The following is a 20561-nucleotide window of genomic DNA, read 5'->3' on the forward strand; positions in this document are numbered from 1 at the left end:
CATGGATCACGAAGGTCATCCCGCAGAGCACGAAATCGTACTCGGTGCCGTCCTGTCGGCGCTGGCGGATCCATTGCGGCGGCGCGTCGTCACGGAACTGGCACAGGCTCCGGCCGGGACAGCGCGGACCTGTGCGTCCTTCGAATTGCCGGTCAGCAAGGCCACCCTGACGCACCATTTTCGCGTTCTCCGCGAGTCGGGGCTCATCCGTCAGGTCGACCGGGGCAATAGCCGCGCGGCAACGCTCAGGCGCGAGGAGATTGACAGACGTCTGCCAGGCCTGCTCGATCTCGTCGCGGCGGAGACGCCGTCGACTTGAATGGGTGTCGAGCAATCGGCGTGTCGCGGAATGCCATTGGCAAAAAGGCCGTCGATTTCGTATGCAACCTCAAAATACATAAATATTATAGAATTAATTATCTACTGTAGCGCGATCCGCCCCGTTAAGGTCAGCTATCTGACATAGCTGGAGGCTGATCATGTCGAAACCATTCACCAGTGCCATTCTGGCGCTCGGACTTGCCACCCTTGCGACTGCGGCCCAAGCCGGTGAAGTGCTTGATCGCGTGAAGCAGAAGGGAGAAGTCGTCAACGCCGTCGTCAACGACTATCCGCCCTTCGCCTATATCAACGACAACAACGAGCTCGACGGCTTCGACATCGACGTGGCCAAGGCGTTCGCCGAAAAGCTGGGCGTAAAGCTGAAGCTCGAAACGCCCGGCTGGGAAACGATTATCAGCGGCCGATGGGCTGGCCGCTGGGACGTCGCGATCACCTCGTCCACCCCGACCGAGGAACGCGCGAAGGTCGTCAACTTCCCGGTGAACTACTACAGCGTCCCCGCGGTCCTCGTCGTGAACAAGGACGAGCAGACGATCAGGTCTGCCGCCGACCTGACCGGCAAGAAGGTCGGCGTCGGCACTGGCTCGTCCTACGAGGCCTATGTCAACAAGAGCTTCACGATCCCGGGACAGGCGGCGATTTCCTTCCCGTTCGGTGCCGTGCAGTCGGTGCCGAATGACGAGACGGTCAACTTCCAGAACCTTGCGCTCGGAGCAGGCGTGCGCCTTGACGCCATTGTCGCCTCGCTCGGCACGGCGCAGGGGCAGATCGATGCGACGGGCAAGCTGAAGCTCGCAGGCGAGCCGCTCTTTGCCGAGCCCAACGCCGTCGTCACCGACAAGGGCGATCCGGAATGGGATGCCGAGGTGAAGCGGGTGATCACCGAACTCAAGGATGACGGTACGCTCGAAAAGATTTCGCAGAAGTGGTTCAAGGTCGATATCACCCGATATGCATTCTGACGTCGGTCTTCCCGCCTTGCGGACATCAACCGGTGCCCGGCCACGGTTCTCCGTGACCGGGCCCGCCGGCTTTCGGCTGCGCGTTCAGCTGACGTGGCTGGCCTTGTCGATGCTGCTTTTCTGGCTCTTCTACAATCTCGGGCTGGATTTCGGCCTGATCGGGCAGAAACTGCCTTTCATGCTGGGCCTGCGCCTCTCGCCCGACGGCTTCATCCAGGGCGTTGCGCTTACCTTGCTGATCACGGTCGCTTCCATGGCCATCTCGCTTGTGGTGGCGATCCTGACGGCGCTCGGCCGCCTGTCCTCCAATGCGCTGGCCTTCGGCGTCGCCACCTTCTACGCGTCCTTCTTCCGGGGCACACCGCTGCTGGTGCAGGTGTTGATCATCTATCTCGCGCTGCCGCAATTCGGCGTGGTGCTGTCGGGGCTTGCCTCCGGCATTGTCGCGCTCTCGCTGAACTACGGCGCCTATCTCGCCGAGACGATCCGTGCCGGCATTCTGTCCGTACCACGCGGACAGGGGGAGGCGGCGGTGGCGCTTGGGCTCGGGCGCGGCGTCATCGCCTTGAAGATCATCGCGCCGCAGGCGATGCGCATCATCATTCCCCCGGCCGGCGGCCACTTCATCTCGATGCTGAAGGATTCCTCCCTCGTGTCGATCATGGGGCTCTGGGAACTGAATTTTCTGGCGCAGTCCTACGGCCGCGCCACCTATCACTACATGGAAATGCTGCTCACGGCGGCAGCGATCTACTGGTTTCTGTCGATCGGCCTCGAGCTGGTGCAGAACCGCCTGGAACGGCATTTCGGTCGCGCATTCGCCGGCGATCGGCAAGGAGGAACAAGATGACCACGAACCAACCGTCCTTCACCATTCTCGATGGCGGCATGGGACGCCTCCTCGAGCGGCTCGGCGCACCCTTCCGCCTGCCGGAATGGTCGGCGCTCTCACTGATCGAGGCGCCGGATTACGTTACGCGGGCGCATCAGGCCTATGTCGATAGCGGCGCTGACATCATCACGACCAATTCCTACGGCCTCGTGCCGCATATGCTGGGCGAAGAGCGTTTTGCCGCGGCGGGGCGGGCGCTTGCCGACCGTGCGGGCCGTCTAGCGCGCGCCGTTGCGGATGGCGCCGGCCGGCGGGTTCTGGTTGCCGGATCGCTCCCGCCGCCGTTCGAGAGCTACCGGCCGGAGCGCTTCCACGCCGACGGTGCGCCGCGCATCGTCGAAAGTCTCGTTGGCGGGTTGTGGCCCCATGTCGATCTGTGGCTGATCGAGACCCAGAGTTCGACCGTCGAGGCTCTGACTGCACTGTCGGCGGTGATCGGCGACGGCAAGCCGGCCTATGTTTCCTATACGCTGAAAGACGAGGACGGGCGCACGGGACCGGCGGAGCTGCGTTCGGGCGAACCGGTCGAGGAGGCCGTGCGCAAAACGCTCGCCGCGGGCGCAAGCGGGATCTTCTTCAATTGCAGCCAGCCGGAAGTGATGGGCGCGGCCGTGCGTGCCGCGCGCCGGGCGGCGGATGAAACGGGTGCCTCCGCCGCCATCGGCGTCTATGCCAATGCCTTCGCGCCGGAGCCGCCCTCCGATACGCCCTATGCCGGCATTTCCGACATTCGCGCCGATCTCGACCCGGAAAACTACCTGAAATGGATCGAGCGCTGGCTTCGCGATGGCGCGTCCGTCGTTGGCGGCTGCTGCGGCATCGGGCCGGAACATATCGATGCGATCCGCACATTCCGGAAGGTACGGGAAGCGGCTTGAATGTTTCGGCGGTGGCCGGACGAGGTGCAGGCGGCGAGAATAGGAGAAAAAACTACGCGGCCCGGTGAAAGTTGGAATGGGCGTCCTCGCCGATGGTTAAATTCTATAGATTATGTAGTCTTTAGAGAATATCTCGAAGGGGAACGCCATGACAATGACACGCCGCATTTTCTCCGCCGCTCTTGCCGCCTCGATCGCGCTGCCGCTTCTGGGTGGCGGTGTCGCCTGGGCTTCCGACAAGGTCGTCCGTATCGGCTACCAGAAATACGGCACGCTCGTGCTGCTCAAGGGCAAAGGATTGCTCGAAGAGAAGCTGGAGAAGATCGGTTACACCGTGACGTGGACCGAGTTTCCGGCGGGTCCGCAGCTGCTCGAAGCACTCAATGTCGGCGCCGTCGATTTCGGCACGACGGGCGAGACGCCGCCGATCTTCGCACAGGCTGCCGGTGCGCCGCTGATCTACATCGCGCATGAGCCGCCGGCGGCGCGCGGCGAGGCGATCCTCGTGCCCAAGGATAGCCCGATCAAGACCGTTGCCGACCTCAAGGGCAAGACCGTCGCGCTCAACAAGGGCTCGAACGTGCATTTCCTGCTGGTGAAGGCGCTGGAGGAAGCCGGCCTCAAATATACCGACATCAAGACGACCTTCCTCCCGCCGGCCGACGGCCGCGCCGCCTTCGAACAGGGCGCCGTCGATGCCTGGGTCATCTGGGATCCCTTCCAGGCGGCCGCGGAAGTCGCGATCGAGGCGCGCGAGCTGCGGAACGGCGAGGGCATCGTTCCGAACCATCAGTTCTATCTCGGCGCCAAGCCCTTCGTGGAAGCCAATTCCGAAGCGGTGGATGTCGTGATCGAAGCCGTTGCGGAAATCGACGAATGGGCAAAGGCCAACACCGCGGCCGCGGCTGCCGAGCTTGCACCTTCCGTCGGCATTCCGGCTGATGTGTTGACCGTTGCGCTGGAGCGGCAGTCCTATGGCGTGAAAGCCATCGATGACAGCGTGGTCAAGCAACAGCAGGCCATTGCCGATACCTTCTTCGACCTCGGCCTGATCCCCGAAAAGATCTCGATTGCGGACGTCGTACGCAAGGGCGGTGCCTGATGGCGGAAACGTCGGTGGCCGGCGGCTACGCTGCCGGTGAAAGCCGCAAACTCAACCTGAAGGGCCTGGGGAGCGCGCTCGCCCCCTGGACTCTTCCCATCGCGCTCCTCCTCCTCTGGGAAATCGCGTCGCAGACCGGCCTCGTCAACGCCCGTCTCATGCCGGCGCCGACGAAGATCGCCGCAACCTTCTGGCGGTTGCTGCTGGATGGATCGCTGTTCTTTCACACGCTCGCCTCCACGCAGCGCGCCGTGATCGGGCTCGTCATCGGCGGCGGGCTCGGTTTTGTCGCGGGCGTTCTCACGGGGCTCTGGAAGCCGGCGGAAACACTGCTCGACAGCACCTTGCAGATGGTGCGCAACATTCCACATCTGGCATTGATTCCGCTCGTCATTCTCTGGTTTGGAATCGACGAGACGGCCAAGATCTTCCTTGTTTCCATCGGCGTCTTCTTCCCGATCTACATCAACACCTTCTACGGCGTTCGTACCATCGATCCGCAGCTCGTCGAGATGGCGTCGGTCTACGGGCTCGACCGCAAGGCGCTGGTCCAGCGCATCATCCTGCCCGGCGCACTGCCGTCTATCCTCGTCGGCCTGCGCTATGCGCTCGGCTTCATGTGGCTCACGCTCATCGTCGCCGAAACGATCTCGGCCACCAGCGGCATCGGCTACATGACGATGAACGCGCGTGAATTCCTGCAGACCGATGTCGTGCTTCTCGGCATCATCGTCTATGCGCTTCTCGGCAAGCTTGCCGACGTGGCGACCCGGGCGATCGAAAAGCGCGTGCTCGTCTGGCATCCCGCCTATCAGGTGAAGCCGGGGAGCATAAAATGAGTGCTGCCGACTTCTATGTGCCGGAAAGCGCCGGTGGCCTGCCGATCAGCCTTTCGCGGGTCGAAAAATCCTTTGGCGCGCTCAATGTGCTCGGCAACTTCAACCTCGACATCCCGGCGGGCCAGTTCCTGGCCGTCGTCGGCCGGTCGGGTGGGGGAAAGTCGACCCTGATGCGCCTTGTCGCCGGGCTCGATGCGGCCGACAGCGGCCGCGTCGGGATTGGAGGGCGCCAAGTCGAGCGCCTACATCCTTCCGTGCGCCTGCTTTTTCAGGAGGCACGGCTGGTGCCGTGGCAGCGGGTCATCGAAAATGTCGGCATTGCCCGCGGCCCGAACTGGCAGGAGACGGCGCGCCGAACACTGGCCGATGTCGGACTGGAGGGGCGTGAGAACGATTGGCCGAGCGTCCTGTCCGGCGGCCAGCGCCAGCGCGTTGCCCTGGCGCGGGCTCTGGTCAGCGAGCCGCAGATCCTGTTGCTCGACGAACCCTTCGGCGCGCTGGATGCGCTCACCCGTATCGAAATGCACCGGCTGCTCGAACGCATCTGGGCCGCGCGCGGCTTCACCACGGTGCTGATCACGCACGATGTTGCGGAAGCTGTCGCGCTGGCGGATCGCGTCGTTGTGTTGCGGGAAGGGGCTATCGCGCTGGACATAGAGATCGATCTGGACCGTCCGCGCCAGGAGCTTGCCGATCCGCGCGCCGTCGACCTCCAGCGCCGCATATTGGACGCGGTGTAGCGAGCCGCGATCCTCTTCCAGTCCCGAATGAAGGAAAGACCCATGGATATTCGCAAGATCAACGATGATTACTCCGTCTCACCGCAGATCGATGCGGAAGACGTCGATATCGTCAGCCTGCACGGCTTCCGGTCGATCGTGTGCCACCGCCCGGACCACGAACAACCCGAACAGCCTGAATTTGCCGCCATTGCCGCCCGCGCCCGCGAACTCGGCATCGAAGTCCGGCATATTCCCGTGGCGCCGTCCGGACCGACGGTCGAGGCGGTAAGCAGCATGGCGGAGGCGCTCGCCGAATTGCCCGGCCCGGTTCTCGGCTATTGCCGGTCGGGTGCCCGCTCGACGAAGATTTTTGAACAGGCACTGCTGCCGCTCTGAGATTCCGGCTGGGATCGTACTCGGAGGGGGCTTGATTTCGCGGGCAATATTCTATTGTTTTAGTCGATAATACCGTGTCACCACTCGTCGGACAGGACGAGTTCTGGAAGCCGCCGCACCCTGTGCAGGAAAGGAGCCTATCGATGACGCTTGTACCCGCCCATTTCCTCCCGCAATCGCAGGACGCCGGTTCTCTTGCCCGGATCGCCATCGTCGGCCGCGGCTTTACCGGTCTGATGACGGCGATTGCGCTGCTGAAGACTTTTCATCGTCCTTTCCATCTCGTGATGTTCGACCCGTTCCCGAAAATCGATGGCGGAGAGAGCATCGGCCGCCCGGCTTCGGCGCTGCTCAACAGCCGTGTTCGCGACCTCTCGGTCGATCCGGCGGCACGGGACGATTTCCGGCACTGGCTGGAGACCAATGACGACTGGCGTGATCGCGGCGATCCATTGTCCGGCAATGTCGACCACGCCTTCGTGCCGGGAGAGGTGTTCAGCGCCTACGCCTATCAGCGTTTCTCCGAAGCCTTGCGCACGCGCGCCGATGTCATGGTCCAGGTGCGCGCGGAGAGCGTGGCGACGATCGGCCGGCATCCTCAGGGCGGCCTCTCGGTGACATCAGGCGATGGGGAGCAGGCGCGCTTCGACACCGTGTTTCTGGCGACGGGCTATGGCCTGCGCGAAGGCGCCGAGGGCAAAGCCGGTCTTACCGCTGCGAAAGAGGTGCAGGTGATCGGCGGTGGCGTCCATGCCGTCGATCGCGCCTTGCGCCTGCTGGCGGCGGGAGAAGCGTCCCATGTGACGCTGATTTCCGCGTCCGGCTTCCTGCCGCAGCCGCATGCGTCATCGGCCGTCGGCACCGTTTCCTCCGATCGTCCGTTCCCCAACACGCTTCGCGGCGCTTTCCGCCATCTGCGCGAGGCGGCGAACCGCGCAGCGCTGGAAGGCACGGGCTGGCAGGGGATCATGAACGATTTTCGCCTGCACGCGCGCGAACTCTGGCAGGGCCTGACGCCGGAGGAGCGCCGTCGCTTCAAGCGCCACGTCAAACCGATCTACGACAGCCACCGCAACCGTCTTCCGCTTGGCCACTACGATCGCCTGCGCCAGGCGATCGCCAGCGGCGCGATCACCGTGCGAAAGGGCAGGGTCGAGCGTATCGCGACGAACGGCGTGCTGCTTTCAGGCGCGGCGGGATTGCAGGTGTTGCCGGCGGACCGGACGATCGATTGTCGCGTGCGCCCGACCGATCTCGATTCCCCGCTGTTCCGCTCGCTTCTCTCCGCGCAGCTCGTAAGACGCGACGAACTCGACCTCGGCATCACCGTCGACCGCGATGGCCGGGCGCTCGTAGGGGCAGGGGTCTTCGAAGGCCTTTTTGCGATGGGGCCGCTCGGCCTCGGGAGCCTGCCCGATATCGATCTCGTGCCACAGATCGTCGCCCAGGCCCATGCGGCGGCCACAGCGCTTGAGACATGGTTGGCAGCGGCGCAACCTCGCACACATTAGGAAATCGGCCTCGCTGCGGCGGGCAGGTTCAGCGCCCGGGATCCGCCTGGGCTGAGCCCTGTCCTTGGCGCCAACGCCGCACGTCTTCCTCGCTTGCCTTGCCGCCACGGGGGCCGTGAATGGTGACGGAACGGGAGGCGGCGGCGACGGCGAAGTCGAGGGCGTCGGTGAAGGTCTGGTTGCGGGCAAGGCACCAGGTGAGCGCGCCGCCGAACGTGTCGCCGGCCCCGGTCACGTCGGCCACCTCGACCGGATAGCCGGCGACCCGCTGGTGTGTTTTGCCATCGAAAGCCTCCGCGCCGTCCGCCGCCAGCGTGCGCACCACCCGACCGATACCGTGGTCGCCGATCCAGTCGCCGATGCGGGCCATGTCGTCATGGCCGAAGGTGGCGCGAAAGCCGACCTGGTTGAAGATGACGACGGCCGCACCGGAGAGATAGGGCATATCCTCGGATGTGCAGCCGCCGACATCGAGATCGAATATGGCACGACGACCGTGCTGAAGCAGGTCGGCGAGCAGGTCGGCCTGCTTGAGTATGCCGTTCTGCGTTTGTGTATGCAGCCTGCGAACACGATAGAGCGTCGTGTAAAGGAAACCGGGCTGGCGCAAGGCGGCAAGCGTTTCGGGCGCCAGCCACATCGGCTGCTCGCCCATTTCGACCGTGAGCACCACATGTTCGCCATCGATCAGGAAGATCAGGTTGCGCGATTCCGCGATGGTGGCGTCGGTCAGCATATGGTCGACGCCGACACAGTTCTGCCGGAGATCGTCGACGAGCCGCTGCGACAAAGGGCTGTCGTTCAGCAAGGAGATGAACTGCGTGTCGCCGCCCAGCGTCGCATGCACGACGGCCGCGTTGGCAATGGAACCGCCGATCTCGGCGGGCAATTCCCGGACCATGCCCTTGTCGGCGCGGCCAGGCCAGCGGTCCGCGGTGTAGTATTCGTCGAGCGCGACGTCGCCGATGAAGAAGGCGGTCATGCCGAAGGTCCATCAGTCGTCCGGACCTGGCGTGGCCCGCCGGCGACCGGAATCCAGGGGCTTTCACCGAGGCCGCAGATTGCCATCCAGTAGTACGCCGCCGGGCGGGTCGCGCCCCGGCAGGCATCGTGCCAGACATTGCGATGCATCACCACCGCCTGGCCCGGCGCGATGACGAAGGCTTCGATCTCGTCGCGATGCGGCGCGTCGGCGGTCGAGGCAGGGGCCACGGCGAGGACGACCGGCTCGGCGGCGCAGAAGATCGCTTCTTCGGTCTGCGGATGCCGTTCCATGGCCGTGCAGGACCACGGCGCGCTTCCGCCGCGAGTCATGCCGAGATGGCCCGAACCGTCGATCAGCGGCGTACGGGTAAAGCCGTCCTGCCATCCGTCGCCGTTCGTGCGGATCACATCGCGATCGGTATCCCCGGCAAGATCGTAGACCTTGCCGTAACGGGCAAAATTCCCGGCCGCCACAGGCCGGGCAACGATGGCGTCGGCGCTCATGCGGCGCTCCTGAGGGCGCGGACCGCGCGCATCAGGCGAGCGACGTGGGTGGCCTCGACACGCCCGGTATCCTTGTGGTCGTGCTTGAACCAGCTTCCGACGATCGCACCGTCGGCATGGGCGAGGTGCTCGGCAGCGTTCGCTTCGGTGAGGCCGGCGCCGACAAGCAGCGGCACTGTGCCGCCGGTGGCGGCGCGGAAGCGTGCCACTTTGTCCATGTCCGTCGGCTGGCCGGTGGCATCCGAGGTCACCACGAGGCCATCGCAGCGCGCGGCACCCAGCCGCACATCCTCTTCTTCCGGTCGCCCGGAAAGGACCGGTTGATACTTGAACCGCACGCCGCCGAGCAGCAGCGATGGAACGCTCGCCCGCCGGGCGGCAAAATTCGCCGCGAAGACGGCATCGTCCTCCGGCGGCAGGTGGCCGGCGACGGAATCGACCTGAATGAAGGAAACCGGATAGCGTTTGGCGAGCGTAAAGGCGCGCGGATCGTCGCGCAGCACATTGACGCCGATCTTCGCGCCGAGATCGAGGCTGCACAGCCGGTCGAGGACACGCTCGACGTCATCGGCATCGCCGAAATAGTTTTCCACCACCAGCCCGTCGACGCCTTCGCCGGCCATGATGCGGGCTTCCTCCTCGGCCTGAGCGAGTTTCGCGGCGGGACCTTCGCCGGCAAGATGCAGCATGCCGAGAATGGGTTTCACGGTGTTGAAGGTCTCACTGAGACGGTTCATGTCGGTTCTCCTGCGTCGCGCCGCCCTCAGGCGGGCGCGGTATCGCGCCCCCAGCGCGTTGCGAATTTCATCTGGACGGCCGGCGAGTAGACGATCGACGTGCGCTCGACCAACCGGTCGTCCGCGTCGAGCACATCCCCGCTGGCGCAAAGGTAGCCAGGCACATGTGGTGCCGGGCCAAAGACCTCCCGCAGGCGTTCGGACGGCGGCACGACAGTCAGCAGCAGTTCCGAGCGCAGGGGGTGGCGGTCATAGTCGCGGCGCAACACCTCGTAGAGCGATTGCGCCGCGAAATCGTTGGTCTCGATACCGGGATAGAGAGCCAGGTCGAGCTGGGACGTATCGACGTTCAGCCAGCTGACCGTTTCGTCATTGGCCAGCCCTCGGGCGCGGACGAGCAGCAGCTCGCCATTTTCCACCCGGTGTTCGAGCACCCGCGTGACGGGGCGCTGACCCTGCCGGCGGGCGAGTTCGGTAAAACTGCCGAAATTCCAGATATTGTGGCTGATCGGTCGATGCGAGACGATGGTGCCCCGGCCGCGTACCTGCTGGACCAAACCTTCCGACACCAGAAGCGCCATCGCGTTGCGCACGGTGGTGCGGGCGATGCCGAACTGGTCGCGCAACTGGTTTTCAGAGGGGATGGCCTCCCCCTCCGAGAAATCGCCGCTGAGAATAGCGGCACGCAGCGCCCGGTAGAGCTGGCGATAGAGCTGCTCGCTCGAATAGGAATCGAGGCGAAAGCGCGACAGCCGGTCATCCGGGCTCGTGGTGTTGGCGTCTGGCGTGGAAGGCTGGGTCAAGGCAGGCTCCGGCAGAGTTCCGTTACTTCGTGGTTCCGTTTATCTTGAACTCTTCCACGCCCGCCTCTTTCAAGCCGTAGCGGTCGAGGATCTGTGCATAAGTGCCATCCGCCTTCAGTGCGTCGAGCGTGGCGTGCACCGCGTCGCGCAGTTCTCCATTCGCCTTGGCGAAGGCGATGCCGTAGTGGTTGACGTCGCCGACCTCGCCGATCTGGTAGAACTTGCCCGGCTCCTGCTTCATCAGGTCGAGCAGGCCTTCCAGGCCGATGACCGACGCCTGGGCGCGGCCCTGGCGGATTTGCATGATGTGCTCGGCCTGGGTCGGGATCTGGATGACGGTGATCAGCTTGTCGGCCGGGCAAATGGACTTGCCGAGCTCTTCTGCCCAGGTGACCCAGCTCGTGCCGGTCGCCACGGCGACGGTCTTGCCGCAGAGATCGGCTTCGGTCTTGATCTCGGCCTGATGGTCGACGCTCGAATAGAAGACGTTGCCCGTCTTGAAGTAGTCGATGAAATCGAGCTGTGTCTGGCGCTCGACCTTGTCGGAGAAGGCCGTGATGATCATGTCCGACCGGCCCGTGACGACCTGCGGGATGAGCTGCGGAAACTCGACGTTCTGGAATTCCGCCGCCAGGCCGAGCCGTTCGGCGATCGCCTTGGCAAGATCGATGTCGAAGCCTTTCAGCTCCGTCGAGCCGGCGTCGTTGTATTCCATCGGCGGGTAGGCCAGGCTGATCGTGAAGTTCAGCTTGCCGGCCGAGCGCACGGCCTCGGGCAGCGCGGCCGCGAGCTTTTCGTCGCCGGCCGCCTGTGCGATGCCGGCGAGACTGATAAACGTGGCGGAGGCAAGCCCCAGCATCATTGGCAGGATTGTCTTCATTGTCCGTACTCCCATTGTTGGACGAAAGAAAAAGGGTCAGGCGAGCACGCGGCTCAGGAACGAGCGCACGCGCGGATCGGAGGGGTTGCTGAGGACGTCGCCGGGCGCACCCATTTCGCGGATTTCGCCGTCGATCATGACCACGACGCGGTCGGCCACCTCGCGGGCGAAGCCGATCTCGTGGGTGACGACGATCATGGTGGTGCCGCCGCGGGCAAGCGCGCGCATCACCTCCAGCACCTCGCCGACAAGCTCCGGGTCGAGCGCGCTGGTCGGCTCGTCGAACAGCATGACGCGCGGCTCCATCGCAAGCGCGCGGGCGATGGCCACGCGTTGCTTCTGGCCGCCGGAAAGCTGCGAGGGATAGCTTGCGGCCTTGCCGGCCATGCCGACCTGCTCCAGCAGCTCCATGGCGCGGGCCTCCGCCTTGGCGCGGCTGAGACCGCGAACGACCATGGGCCCTTCGATGACATTGCCGAGCACCGTACGGTGGGCGAAAAGATTGAAATGCTGGAACACCATGCCAAGCTGGCTCTGCTGGGCGCGCAGCCGCTTGACCGGCAGCTCCTGCAGGGCGCCGCGGGTAAGCGCGTAGCCCATGATGGCGCCATCGACCCAGACGTAGCCGCCATTGGGCGTTTCCAGGTGGTTGATGCAGCGCAGGAACGTGCTCTTGCCACTGCCGGAAGGGCCGAGGATGCACAGCACCTCGCCATGGGTGACTTCGAGATCGAGCCCCTTGAGGACTTCGTGGTCACCAAAACTCTTGCGGATACCGACCGCCTTGACTGCGAGGCTCATGCTTCCCCCTCGACGGCCGGACGTCGCGCCCAGCCCTTGAACCACCGGCGCTCGCCGGACGCCGTCGCGCCGTCGCGGCCGAAATGGCGTTCGAGATAATATTGACCGATGGACAGCACCGTGGTGCCGGCGAGATACCAGACGGCGCAGACGAACAGCAGTTCGATGACGGCCCCGTTGATGAAGTAGATGCGCTGCGCCGCGTTGAGCATTTCGCCCATGGCGATGGTGGCGGCGAGCGAGGAGAATTTCAGCATGCCGATGGCGCTGTTGCCGAGCACCGGCAGGATCAGCCGCAATGTCTGCGGCAGAACGATGCGGCGCATCGTCTGGTCGGGCGTCATGCCGAGCGTATGGGCTGCTTCCTTCTGGCCGCGATCGACGGAGCCGATGCCGCCGCGCACCACTTCCGTGAGGTAGGAGCCCTCGTTGACGCCCAGGCCGAGGACCGCAGCGACGAACGGCGTCACCACATCGACCATACGCTCATCCACCAGACCGGGAATGTACAGGCGCGGAAACACAAGCGCGATGTTGAACCAGATGAGAAGCTGGAGAAGCACCGGCGTTCCGCGAAAGATCCAGACATAGAGCCAGGCGGCAAAGCGCAGGATCGGGTTTTCCGACAGGCGCATGATGCCGAAGGCAAAGCCGAGCGCGACCCCCAGCACCAGGGCACAGGCCGAAATCAGCAGCGTCCAGCCGAAACCGGTGATGATGACCTCCGCCGTCAGAAACTGCCCGACCACCGTCCACTGGATCTGCCCGACAGCGAAAGCGCGGGCGACGACGGCAAGCAGAAGAAGAACGATACCACCGCTGACCCAGCGGCCGGGATGTCGCAAACGGCGCACAGCCACGTCCGGGCCGGGAAGGTCCGCAAGGGGCAGCGTTACGGTTGAGTTCAGAGAGGACTGTCGCATGGCATCCAATTGTAGGGTTAGGCCTACAACTTACTAGGCAGTTCTATCGGCAGAGTCAAGTCGATCCTCTACACCTCGCGTTTTGGGTAAAGGCGACTTCGTCAGCGGCAGCATGATGGAGGATTGGAGACGCGCTAGCTGGGCGGCTACGCTGAGGGCTGTCGACGCTGGAAGCGCACTCGAAGATCAATGGGATCAAGGCCAAGAGCCGCATGAGGGAGACTGATCATATCCAGTCGCGCGAAGTCCGCGATGCACGAGGTGAAACGCCCTGCCGCTCCTTGGTAAACATGACCTCGACGTTGCCGCTCACTCGACCTGAAGGTTTTCCTTGAGGAGGACCTCGATGCGGATTCGCTCCTGCGAGGCGAGAAGCTCGCGGTGGTCGGAGCGGGCGCGCATGATGCGCAACGCGCTGCGCACGGCATGGCCGGGATCCTGGGCGATCACGGCGTCGATGCGCTCGTCTATCAGCGCCTGCTCGCTGAAGGGGGTGCGCTCATGCGCGACGACGGTGAGGGCGCGCCCCTCCTGCGCGCTCCAGACGGCGGTCAGCGGCACGCGCGCCTCCGAGCTCAGGACATAGACGGCGATGGTGTCCGGGTTGTGGTGCAACGTCCGACCGATGATGAGGCCGGCGCGCTTTTCGTCCGCATAGGTTTCCAGCGACGGCAGGCTCTGGAGATAGGGGAACTGAGCGTTGATAATGCTGTCGAAGCCGAGTCGACGCTGGATGCTGTCGAGCGCCATCATGGTTTCGGCGACGACCATGATCTTGCCCGGCCGCGCACCGATGAAACGGCCGGCGATCTTGCCGGCCGTCGCGCCTGCGGCGAAGTTGTCGACGCCGACATAGTCCGCGCTCTCCATGCGCTCCTGGCCGGAGAGGAACTGCACGACCTTCACGCCGCGCTCGACGAGCCGCATCAATGCGTCGCGGACCTGCGGCGATTCCGGCGCCATCACGGCAACGCCGTCCACCGCCTCGCTGTCGATGGCGGAGAGATATTTCGCGATCTGGTGCGGGTCGCCCATGGGAATCTGAGCGGCCTCGACGTCGGTGGAATCGGCGCGTAGCGCCTCTTTCGCCTCGCCGACACGGGAGATGAGTTCGGCGAGATATTGGTCGCCGGAGGCCGGAACGACGAATCGGAAGCGATAGGTCTTGTTGCGGGCCAGCGCCACGGCGGCTGGATTGCGTATGAAGCCGATGCGCTCGATGGCTTCAGCTACCTTTTTCGCCGCCTTGGGGCTGACATTGGGCCGCTCGTTGAGCACGCGATCGACGGTCGCGAGACTGAGGCCCGCGGCTTCTGCCAGATCTTTTGCGGTTGGCCGCATTCTCCGTCCTCGTTCACTCGGCATGACGTCTCCGCGATTTCTCTAGCAAAATGCGGACGAAAGCAACAATTGACGTGCGCACCTCAAAATTCCCTTGCATTGAGGTGCGCACCTCAATATGACTTGTTCCGTGGTCGCCGGGAGGAACGTGCGCACCACGAGGCGGCGCGGAGGAGAGCAAGCCCGCCGGGAAGTCATTCCGCGCCAGGTGCCCGTAATGGGCGTTTTCTGCCTTCCGATGGGGTCGGGAGGCGAGGGAGGAGGTCCCCGCCATGACATTTCGCCATATCAGATCACTCGCCGCTTTCGGTGCGCTTCTGGCCGCCGGTGTTGCAACCACGGGCCAGGCCAATGCAAAGGACTTGACACTCTGCTGGGCTGCCTGGGATCCGGCAAACGCACTCGTCGAGCTGAGCAAGGATTTTGAGGCCAAGAGCGGCGTCACGATGAAATTCGAGTTCGTGCCATGGCCGAACTTCGCCGACCGCATGCTCAACGAGCTAAACTCCGGCGGCAAGCTGTGCGATCTCATGATCGGCGACAGCCAGTGGATCGGCGGCGCCGCCGAGAACGGCCAATACGTGAAGCTCAACGATTTCTTCGACAAGGAAGGGATCAAGATGAGCGATTTCATCCCGGCGACCGTCGTCGGTTATGCCGAATGGCCGAAGAACTCGCCGAACTACTGGGCGCTGCCGGCCTTCGGCGACGTCGTCGGCTGGAGCTACCGCAAGGACTGGTTCGCCCGTCCGGAATTGCAGGCGGAGTTCAAGGAAAAATACGGCCGTGAACTGGCCGTGCCGAAGACCTTCGGCGAATTGAAGGATATCGCGCAGTTCTTCCAGAAGCGCGAGATCGACGGCAAGACGGTCTATGGCGCGGCGATCTATACGGAGCGCGGCTCCGAGGGCATCACCATGGGCGTCATGGACGTGCTCTACAGCTTCGGCTTCAAGTATGAGAACCCGGACAAGCCCTACGATCTGGAAGGCTACGTCAATTCCGCCGAGGCGGTGAAGGGTCTGGAGTTCTACAAGGAACTCTACGATTGCTGCACGCCGCCCGGCCATTCCGACGCCTATATGTCGGAAGACATCGACGCCTACAAATCGGGCCAGGTCGCGCTGCACATGAACTTCGCCTTCACCTGGCCCGGCATCCATGCCGACGCCAATGTCGGCGGCGAAAAATCGGGCTATTTCCCCAATCCGGCGGGTCCTGACGGTGCGGCCTATGCGCAGCTCGGCGGCCAGGGCATTTCCGTCGTCTCTTCCTCGGAAAAGCAGGAGGATGCGCTCGCCTATATCAAGTGGTTCGCGCAGCCGGAAATCCAGCAGAAATGGTGGGAAATGGGCGGCTATTCGGCGCTCTTGAAGGTGGTCGAGGACCCGAAGTTCGCGACCAGCCAGCCCTATGCGCAGACCTTCCTCGATTCCATGGCGATCGTGCAGGATTTCTGGGCAGAGCCGGCCTATGCCTCGCTGCTCCAGGCGGCGCAGAAACGGTTCCACGACTATGTCGTCGCCGGCCAGGGTTCCGCCAAGGATGCACTCGATGGCCTCGCCAAGGACTGGACGCAGGTCTTCGACGACGAAGGCAAGTACTGATCGCCATCGGCCCAGGCCCGCGCCTCCCAGTGGGCCAAGGCGCGGCCGGAGCCGGGGATCTGCCCCGGCTCTGCCGCCGCTCAGTCTGACATCAGGGGAACACCCATGCTGAAATCATCCGTGGACCGGGTCGCCGAAGCGACGCCGCGCGCCATCGCCAACCGCATGCACGGCCTGTCGGACCGCGCGCTCGCCTGGCTCTTCGTCGGCCCGTCGATCGTGCTGCTTCTGGCGGTCAACATCTTCCCGCTCATCTGGACGATCCGGCTGAGTTTTACCAATTTCCGCGTCAACCGGCCCAATGCCGAAGTCGAGTTCGTCGGCCTTAAAAACTACCTGAACATCCTGTCGGACCGGGACATCTGGCTGACAATGCAGGCGACGGCCCACTTCCTGATCTGGACCATCGTGCTTCAGGTCCTGATCGGTTTCACACTCGCCTATCTCATCAACAAGAAGTTCCGTGGCAACGATCTCTGGACGACGATCATCGTGCTTCCGATGATGCTGAGCCCGGCCGTCGTCGGTAATTTCTGGACCTTCCTCTACCAGCCGCAGATCGGCCTCTTCAACTATGCGGTCGGTTTCCTGACCGGCGCGGACCCATCGAGCTTCTCGATGATCGGTGACGTGTCGCTTGCCCCCTGGGCCATCGTCATCGTCGATACCTGGATGTGGACCCCTTTCGTCATGCTGATCTGCCTTGCGGGCCTGCGCTCCATTCCGGGCAGCATCTACGAGGCGGCCGAATGCGACCGGGCCAGCAAGTGGCGGCAGTTCTGGACGATCACCATCCCGCTCGTCCTGCCCTTCCTGATGCTCGCCGTGCTGTTCCGCGGCATCGAGAACTTCAAGATGTTCGATCTCGTCGTGCAACTCACCGGCGGCGGCCCGGGCTCGATCACCGAACTCACCTCGATCAACCTCAAGCGCGAGGCCTTCGAGAAATGGCGTACCGGCTACGCCTCGGCCTATGCCGTCATCCTCTTCGTCACGGTCTTCGGCCTCGCCTCGATCTATGTCAAAGCGCTCAACAAGGTGAAACAACGATGAGCAGCTATTCCGTCACCGAGCCGTCACCGCGGCAAAAATGGGCCGCGGGCATCCTGGTCATCGGCTATGCGCTGATCACGATCCTCCCGCTGGTCTGGATCATCACGACCAGCTTCAAGAGCCCGTCGGACGCCATCGCCTATCCGCCGAAAACCTTCTTCACGCCGACGGTGGAAGGCTACGTCAACGTCTTCACCACGCGCACCCGCCTCTCGCCCGAACAATTGCAGGCGCTTGGCGAACCCACCACCTGGTACGACAAGCTGGTGCGCAAGGACGGGCTCGTCATTTCCGGCCCCTCGCGCTTTGCCGAACGCTTCACCAACTCCGTCATCATCGGCTTCGGATCGACGGTGCTGTGCATCGTGCTCGGCACGGCGGCGGCCTATGCGTTCTCCCGCTTCAAGGTGCCGCTGAAGGACGATCTGCTGTTCTTCATCCTCTCGACGCGCATGATGCCGCCGATCGCCGTCGCTATTCCGATCTTCCTGATGTTCCGTTCGCTCGGCCTTAGCGACACGCATGCCGGCATGATCCTGCTCTATACGGCGGTGAACCTGTCGCTGTCCGTCTGGCTGCTCAAGGGCTTCATCGACGAGATCCCGATCGAATACGAGGAGGCGGCACTGATCGACGGCTACACGCGGTTCCAGGCCTTCTACAAGGTGGTGCTGCCGCAGGCGGCCACCGGCATCGCCTCGACCGCGATCTTCTGCCTGATCTTCGCCTGGAACGAATATGCCTTCGCCGTCCTGCTGACATCCGGCAACGCCCAGACGGCGCCGCCCTTCATTCCCACCATCATCGGCGTCAGCGGCCAGGATTGGCCGGCCGTTGCCGCCGGCGCGACGCTCTTCCTCGTCCCGGTCATGGTGTTCACCATCCTTCTGCGCAAACATCTCCTGCGCGGCATCACCTTCGGAGCAGTCCGCAAATGACAAGATTCTTCAACGGCTTGCTGCATTTCAGGCGAAGCGCCTGGGAAATGCTGGCCTCGGTGCTGATCGCGGCGGGCGTCTTCATGCTCATGCAGCCTTTCGCGCTGGTGCTCTATTCGTGGTCCTTCGTCGTAACCTTGCTGGGCACGGTGATGTTCATCATCGTCAGCCATTTCCCGGAGTAGGCCGATGGCGCAGATCAAAATCCAGAACGTTCGCAAGGAGTTCGGCGCCTTCACTGCCGTGCGTTCCTCGTCCTTCACCATCGAGGACGGCGAGTTCTTCATGCTGCTCGGCCCCTCCGGCTGCGGCAAAACGACGACGTTGCGCATGATGGCCGGCCTCGAACTGCCGACGTCGGGCGAAATCTTCATCGACGGCGAGGAAGTCGGCATGAAGCCGGCGAGCCAGCGCGACATCGCCTTCGTCTTCCAGATGTTCGCGCTCTACCCGCACATGAACGTGCGCAAGAACATCTCCTACCCGCTGGTGAGCCAGGGCCTGCGCGGCGAGGAGGTCAAGACCCGCGTTGCCGAAGTCGCCCGCATCCTGAAGATAGAGCACATTCTCGATAGGCCCGTAGGCGGGCTTTCCGGTGGCGACCGCCAGCGCGTGGCGCTCGGACGGGCCATCGTGCGGCGACCGAAAGCCTTCTTCATGGACGAGCCGCTCGGCGCGCTCGATGCCGAGTTCCGCGAGCATATGGCCGAGGAACTCAGGGCTCTGCATGATCGCATGGGCGCGACAACCGTCTATGTCACGCATGACCAGCTTGAAGCCATGCAGATGGGCGACAAGATCGTCGTCATGAACCACGGCTCGGTCGAGCAGTTCGGCAAGCCGCAACAGATCTACGACTGGCCGGCGACGAAATTCGTCGCCCAGTTCATCGGTTCTCCGTCCATGAATTTTCTGGAGTTCGACGGCATGATCGGCATCGGCGGGACCAGTGTCGATCTCGGCGGCATCAGGATCAACGTGCCCGCCGCACGAGAAGGCCGCGCCGGCCGCCTGACGCTTGGCGTTCGTCCGGAACATGTGACGTTCCGCGACGACGCGCCCTATCGCGGCCGTATCAGCGCCGTCGAATATCTCGGCACGACACAGATCGTCACGCTCTCGACGGAGCATGGCGACCTGAAGGCGCGCATTTCATCCGCTCAAACGGCGCGTGAGGATGAACTGCTCGGCCTCGATTTCGATGCGCGCACCCTCTCGCTTTTCGATGCGGAAAGCGGCAGGGCGATGATCTCCGAGGGTAATGAGGGAGTGCTGGCACATGGCTGAGATCGTTCTTGAAAACGTGACGAAACGCTTCGGGGATACCGTCGCGCTCGACAATGTCTCACTGACCGTGCCCGACGGCTCCTTCGTCGTGCTGCTCGGCCCGACAGGCGCGGGCAAGACGACTACGCTGCGCATGGTTTCGGGCCTCGATGCGCCCGACAGCGGCGAGGTTTATATCGGCGGGCGCTCCATGAGGGGGCTCTCGCCGGCCGAGCGCAATGTCGCCATGGTGTTTCAGCAATATTCGCTTTATCCGCACCTCACCGTTCGCCAGAACCTGGAGTTCCCCCTGAAATCCCCGCTCCTGAAGACGCCGAAAGAGGCGATCGACCGGAAGGTGCGGGAGGTCGCGGAGGTCCTGCAGATCGCCCATAAGCTGGACAACAAGGCAACGGCGCTTTCGGGCGGCGAGATGCAGCGCGTCTCGATTGGGCGTGCGTTGGTGCGCAATCCCGAAATCTTCCTGATGGACGAACCGCTGAGTTCGCTCGACGCGAAGCTCAGGGCGGACCTGCGCATCGAATTGAAGCGCATCCAGGCGAAATCGGGTGCGACGCTGCTCTATGTCACCCACGACCAGATCGAGGCGATGACCATGGCGACCCATGTCGGCGTGCTCAATGCGGGCAAACTGGTGCAGTTCGGCTCGCCGCGCGAAGTCTACGAACAGCCCGTCAGCATCTACGCCGCAACCCGCCTCGGCCAGCCGCGCATCAACGTGCTGCCGGCCGATCTTTTCGCCGGCGCCCCGGCGCGTGCAACGAGCATCGGCCTTCGCCCGGAGCATATCGCGCAAGGCGAGGGGGAGGAGGCGCTGGTCAAGCGCGTCGAGCACCTCGGCGACCAGACACGCCTCCACCTCACCTTCAAGCGGCATGACCTGATAACCGTCACCGACGCCCATACCCCGCTTCGCGGTGGCGAGACCATCCGGATCCAACCGTCACGACCGCTCTTTTTCGATGCGGCCGGCATGCGCCTGTAGTGCTGGCCCGCTTGCAACGGACCAGCGCTAAAGCTTTTGTTTTTTCAGCATGATCCTGCCGATTCCTGTTTCAC

General features: G+C 63.7%; 23 protein-coding genes. 15 read left to right on the plus strand and 8 right to left on the minus strand.

What is annotated here, in order from left to right; all coding sequences use genetic code 11:
* Nucleotide 1 precedes the first annotated feature (1 nt).
* From MUO32_RS04200 to MUO32_RS04240, 9 genes are all read left to right on the plus strand, one after another.
* Nucleotides 2–319, plus strand: a complete 318-nt coding sequence (locus tag MUO32_RS04200; protein ID WP_257946966.1) for a helix-turn-helix transcriptional regulator — start codon at nt 2–4, stop codon at nt 317–319.
* A 160-nt stretch (nt 320–479) separates the two neighbouring features.
* Entirely contained in the window at nt 480–1304 is an 825-nt protein-coding gene (locus MUO32_RS04205) for a transporter substrate-binding domain-containing protein (protein ID WP_257946967.1), read from the plus strand.
* Between the two features lie 52 nt (nt 1305–1356).
* On the plus strand, nt 1357–2154 hold the full coding sequence (locus tag MUO32_RS04210; protein WP_257946968.1) for an amino acid ABC transporter permease: 798 nt from the start codon (nt 1357–1359) through the stop codon (nt 2152–2154).
* The gene (locus MUO32_RS04215) at nt 2151–3074 is read left to right on the plus strand and encodes a homocysteine S-methyltransferase family protein (protein ID WP_257946969.1); all 924 of its coding nucleotides are present in this window, start codon (nt 2151–2153) and stop codon (nt 3072–3074) included. The genes MUO32_RS04210 and MUO32_RS04215 overlap by 4 nt, the downstream gene beginning before the upstream one ends.
* 148 nt (nt 3075–3222) lie before the next feature.
* Entirely contained in the window at nt 3223–4176 is a 954-nt protein-coding gene (locus MUO32_RS04220; protein WP_257946970.1) for a sulfonate ABC transporter substrate-binding protein, read from the plus strand.
* A complete protein-coding gene (locus tag MUO32_RS04225) occupies nt 4176–5015 on the plus strand; it encodes an ABC transporter permease subunit (protein ID WP_257946971.1) in 840 nt (279 codons plus the stop codon). Before MUO32_RS04220 ends, MUO32_RS04225 begins: the two co-directional genes overlap by 1 nt.
* Nucleotides 5012–5755 carry an ABC transporter ATP-binding protein gene (locus MUO32_RS04230; RefSeq protein ID WP_257946972.1) on the plus strand — a complete coding sequence of 248 codons (744 nt, stop codon included), beginning with the start codon at nt 5012–5014 and terminating at the stop codon, nt 5753–5755. The genes MUO32_RS04225 and MUO32_RS04230 overlap by 4 nt, the downstream gene beginning before the upstream one ends.
* Before the next feature lie 42 nt (nt 5756–5797).
* The gene (locus MUO32_RS04235) at nt 5798–6133 is read left to right on the plus strand and encodes a TIGR01244 family sulfur transferase (RefSeq protein ID WP_257946973.1); all 336 of its coding nucleotides are present in this window, start codon (nt 5798–5800) and stop codon (nt 6131–6133) included.
* 143 nt (nt 6134–6276) lie between these two features.
* The gene (locus tag MUO32_RS04240; protein WP_257946974.1) at nt 6277–7644 is read left to right on the plus strand and encodes an FAD/NAD(P)-binding protein; all 1368 of its coding nucleotides are present in this window, start codon (nt 6277–6279) and stop codon (nt 7642–7644) included.
* Nucleotides 7645–7672: 28 nt separating this feature from the next.
* Here MUO32_RS04240 and MUO32_RS04245 read toward each other — a convergent pair whose 3' ends face one another.
* The 8 genes from MUO32_RS04245 to MUO32_RS04280 all read right to left on the minus strand — a co-directional run bounded on the left by MUO32_RS04245 (nt 7673) and on the right by MUO32_RS04280 (nt 14617).
* Nucleotides 7673–8626 (minus strand): carbohydrate kinase family protein, encoded by a 954-nt coding sequence (locus MUO32_RS04245; RefSeq protein WP_257946975.1) that lies wholly within the window; start codon nt 8624–8626, stop codon nt 7673–7675.
* On the minus strand, nt 8623–9132 hold the full coding sequence (locus MUO32_RS04250) for an ureidoglycolate lyase (protein WP_257946976.1): 510 nt from the start codon (nt 9130–9132) through the stop codon (nt 8623–8625). The genes MUO32_RS04245 and MUO32_RS04250 overlap by 4 nt, the downstream gene beginning before the upstream one ends.
* Nucleotides 9129–9869, minus strand: a complete 741-nt coding sequence (locus MUO32_RS04255) for a BtpA/SgcQ family protein (RefSeq protein WP_257946977.1) — start codon at nt 9867–9869, stop codon at nt 9129–9131. The genes MUO32_RS04250 and MUO32_RS04255 overlap by 4 nt, the downstream gene beginning before the upstream one ends.
* Nucleotides 9870–9895: 26 nt before the next feature.
* A complete protein-coding gene (locus MUO32_RS04260; RefSeq protein ID WP_257946978.1) occupies nt 9896–10672 on the minus strand; it encodes a GntR family transcriptional regulator in 777 nt (258 codons plus the stop codon).
* Between the two features lie 22 nt (nt 10673–10694).
* Nucleotides 10695–11552 (minus strand): ABC transporter substrate-binding protein, encoded by an 858-nt coding sequence (locus MUO32_RS04265; protein WP_257946979.1) that lies wholly within the window; start codon nt 11550–11552, stop codon nt 10695–10697.
* A 36-nt stretch (nt 11553–11588) separates the two neighbouring features.
* Entirely contained in the window at nt 11589–12353 is a 765-nt protein-coding gene (locus tag MUO32_RS04270) for an amino acid ABC transporter ATP-binding protein (RefSeq protein WP_257946980.1), read from the minus strand.
* Entirely contained in the window at nt 12350–13207 is an 858-nt protein-coding gene (locus tag MUO32_RS04275; RefSeq protein ID WP_257946981.1) for an amino acid ABC transporter permease, read from the minus strand. Before MUO32_RS04275 ends, MUO32_RS04270 begins: the two co-directional genes overlap by 4 nt.
* 378 nt (nt 13208–13585) lie before the next feature.
* Nucleotides 13586–14617, minus strand: coding sequence for a LacI family DNA-binding transcriptional regulator (locus MUO32_RS04280; RefSeq protein WP_257946982.1), 1032 nt, complete (start codon nt 14615–14617; stop codon nt 13586–13588).
* A gap of 272 nt (nt 14618–14889) precedes the next feature.
* Here MUO32_RS04280 and MUO32_RS04285 point away from each other — a divergent pair, with 272 nt between their 5' ends.
* The 6 genes from MUO32_RS04285 (at nt 14890) to MUO32_RS04310 (ending at nt 20487) form a co-directional block, all read left to right on the plus strand.
* Nucleotides 14890–16224, plus strand: coding sequence for an ABC transporter substrate-binding protein (locus MUO32_RS04285; RefSeq protein WP_257946983.1), 1335 nt, complete (start codon nt 14890–14892; stop codon nt 16222–16224).
* Nucleotides 16225–16329: 105 nt separating this feature from the next.
* The gene (locus MUO32_RS04290; RefSeq protein WP_257946984.1) at nt 16330–17277 is read left to right on the plus strand and encodes a carbohydrate ABC transporter permease; all 948 of its coding nucleotides are present in this window, start codon (nt 16330–16332) and stop codon (nt 17275–17277) included.
* Nucleotides 17274–18215, plus strand: a complete 942-nt coding sequence (locus MUO32_RS04295; protein ID WP_257946985.1) for a carbohydrate ABC transporter permease — start codon at nt 17274–17276, stop codon at nt 18213–18215. The genes MUO32_RS04290 and MUO32_RS04295 overlap by 4 nt, the downstream gene beginning before the upstream one ends.
* On the plus strand, nt 18212–18400 hold the full coding sequence (locus MUO32_RS04300; protein ID WP_257946986.1) for a hypothetical protein: 189 nt from the start codon (nt 18212–18214) through the stop codon (nt 18398–18400). The genes MUO32_RS04295 and MUO32_RS04300 overlap by 4 nt, the downstream gene beginning before the upstream one ends.
* Before the next feature lie 4 nt (nt 18401–18404).
* Nucleotides 18405–19502 carry an ABC transporter ATP-binding protein gene (locus tag MUO32_RS04305; protein WP_257946987.1) on the plus strand — a complete coding sequence of 366 codons (1098 nt, stop codon included), beginning with the start codon at nt 18405–18407 and terminating at the stop codon, nt 19500–19502.
* On the plus strand, nt 19495–20487 hold the full coding sequence (locus MUO32_RS04310) for an ABC transporter ATP-binding protein (RefSeq protein ID WP_257946988.1): 993 nt from the start codon (nt 19495–19497) through the stop codon (nt 20485–20487). The genes MUO32_RS04305 and MUO32_RS04310 overlap by 8 nt, the downstream gene beginning before the upstream one ends.
* Nucleotides 20488–20561: the final 74 nt, after the last annotated feature.

The sequence above is a fragment of the Shinella sp. CPCC 101442 genome (genome assembly GCF_024704725.1).
Lineage (GTDB): Bacteria > Pseudomonadota > Alphaproteobacteria > Rhizobiales > Rhizobiaceae > Shinella.

Coding starts and splice junctions, on each gene's coding strand:
- MUO32_RS04200 (WP_257946966.1), top strand. CDS start 2: ATGGATCACGAAGGTCATCCCGCAGAGCACGAAATCGTACTCGGTGCC.
- MUO32_RS04205 (WP_257946967.1), top strand. CDS start 480: ATGTCGAAACCATTCACCAGTGCCATTCTGGCGCTCGGACTTGCCACC.
- MUO32_RS04215 (WP_257946969.1), top strand. CDS start 2,151: ATGACCACGAACCAACCGTCCTTCACCATTCTCGATGGCGGCATGGGA.
- MUO32_RS04220 (WP_257946970.1), top strand. CDS start 3,223: ATGACAATGACACGCCGCATTTTCTCCGCCGCTCTTGCCGCCTCGATC.
- MUO32_RS04225 (WP_257946971.1), top strand. CDS start 4,176: ATGGCGGAAACGTCGGTGGCCGGCGGCTACGCTGCCGGTGAAAGCCGC.
- MUO32_RS04230 (WP_257946972.1), top strand. CDS start 5,012: ATGAGTGCTGCCGACTTCTATGTGCCGGAAAGCGCCGGTGGCCTGCCG.
- MUO32_RS04235 (WP_257946973.1), top strand. CDS start 5,798: ATGGATATTCGCAAGATCAACGATGATTACTCCGTCTCACCGCAGATC.
- MUO32_RS04240 (WP_257946974.1), top strand. CDS start 6,277: ATGACGCTTGTACCCGCCCATTTCCTCCCGCAATCGCAGGACGCCGGT.
- MUO32_RS04245 (WP_257946975.1), bottom strand. CDS start 8,626: ATGACCGCCTTCTTCATCGGCGACGTCGCGCTCGACGAATACTACACC.
- MUO32_RS04250 (WP_257946976.1), bottom strand. CDS start 9,132: ATGAGCGCCGACGCCATCGTTGCCCGGCCTGTGGCGGCCGGGAATTTT.
- MUO32_RS04255 (WP_257946977.1), bottom strand. CDS start 9,869: ATGAACCGTCTCAGTGAGACCTTCAACACCGTGAAACCCATTCTCGGC.
- MUO32_RS04265 (WP_257946979.1), bottom strand. CDS start 11,552: ATGAAGACAATCCTGCCAATGATGCTGGGGCTTGCCTCCGCCACGTTT.
- MUO32_RS04270 (WP_257946980.1), bottom strand. CDS start 12,353: ATGAGCCTCGCAGTCAAGGCGGTCGGTATCCGCAAGAGTTTTGGTGAC.
- MUO32_RS04280 (WP_257946982.1), bottom strand. CDS start 14,617: ATGCGGCCAACCGCAAAAGATCTGGCAGAAGCCGCGGGCCTCAGTCTC.
- MUO32_RS04285 (WP_257946983.1), top strand. CDS start 14,890: ATGACATTTCGCCATATCAGATCACTCGCCGCTTTCGGTGCGCTTCTG.
- MUO32_RS04290 (WP_257946984.1), top strand. CDS start 16,330: ATGCTGAAATCATCCGTGGACCGGGTCGCCGAAGCGACGCCGCGCGCC.
- MUO32_RS04295 (WP_257946985.1), top strand. CDS start 17,274: ATGAGCAGCTATTCCGTCACCGAGCCGTCACCGCGGCAAAAATGGGCC.
- MUO32_RS04300 (WP_257946986.1), top strand. CDS start 18,212: ATGACAAGATTCTTCAACGGCTTGCTGCATTTCAGGCGAAGCGCCTGG.
- MUO32_RS04305 (WP_257946987.1), top strand. CDS start 18,405: ATGGCGCAGATCAAAATCCAGAACGTTCGCAAGGAGTTCGGCGCCTTC.
- MUO32_RS04310 (WP_257946988.1), top strand. CDS start 19,495: ATGGCTGAGATCGTTCTTGAAAACGTGACGAAACGCTTCGGGGATACC.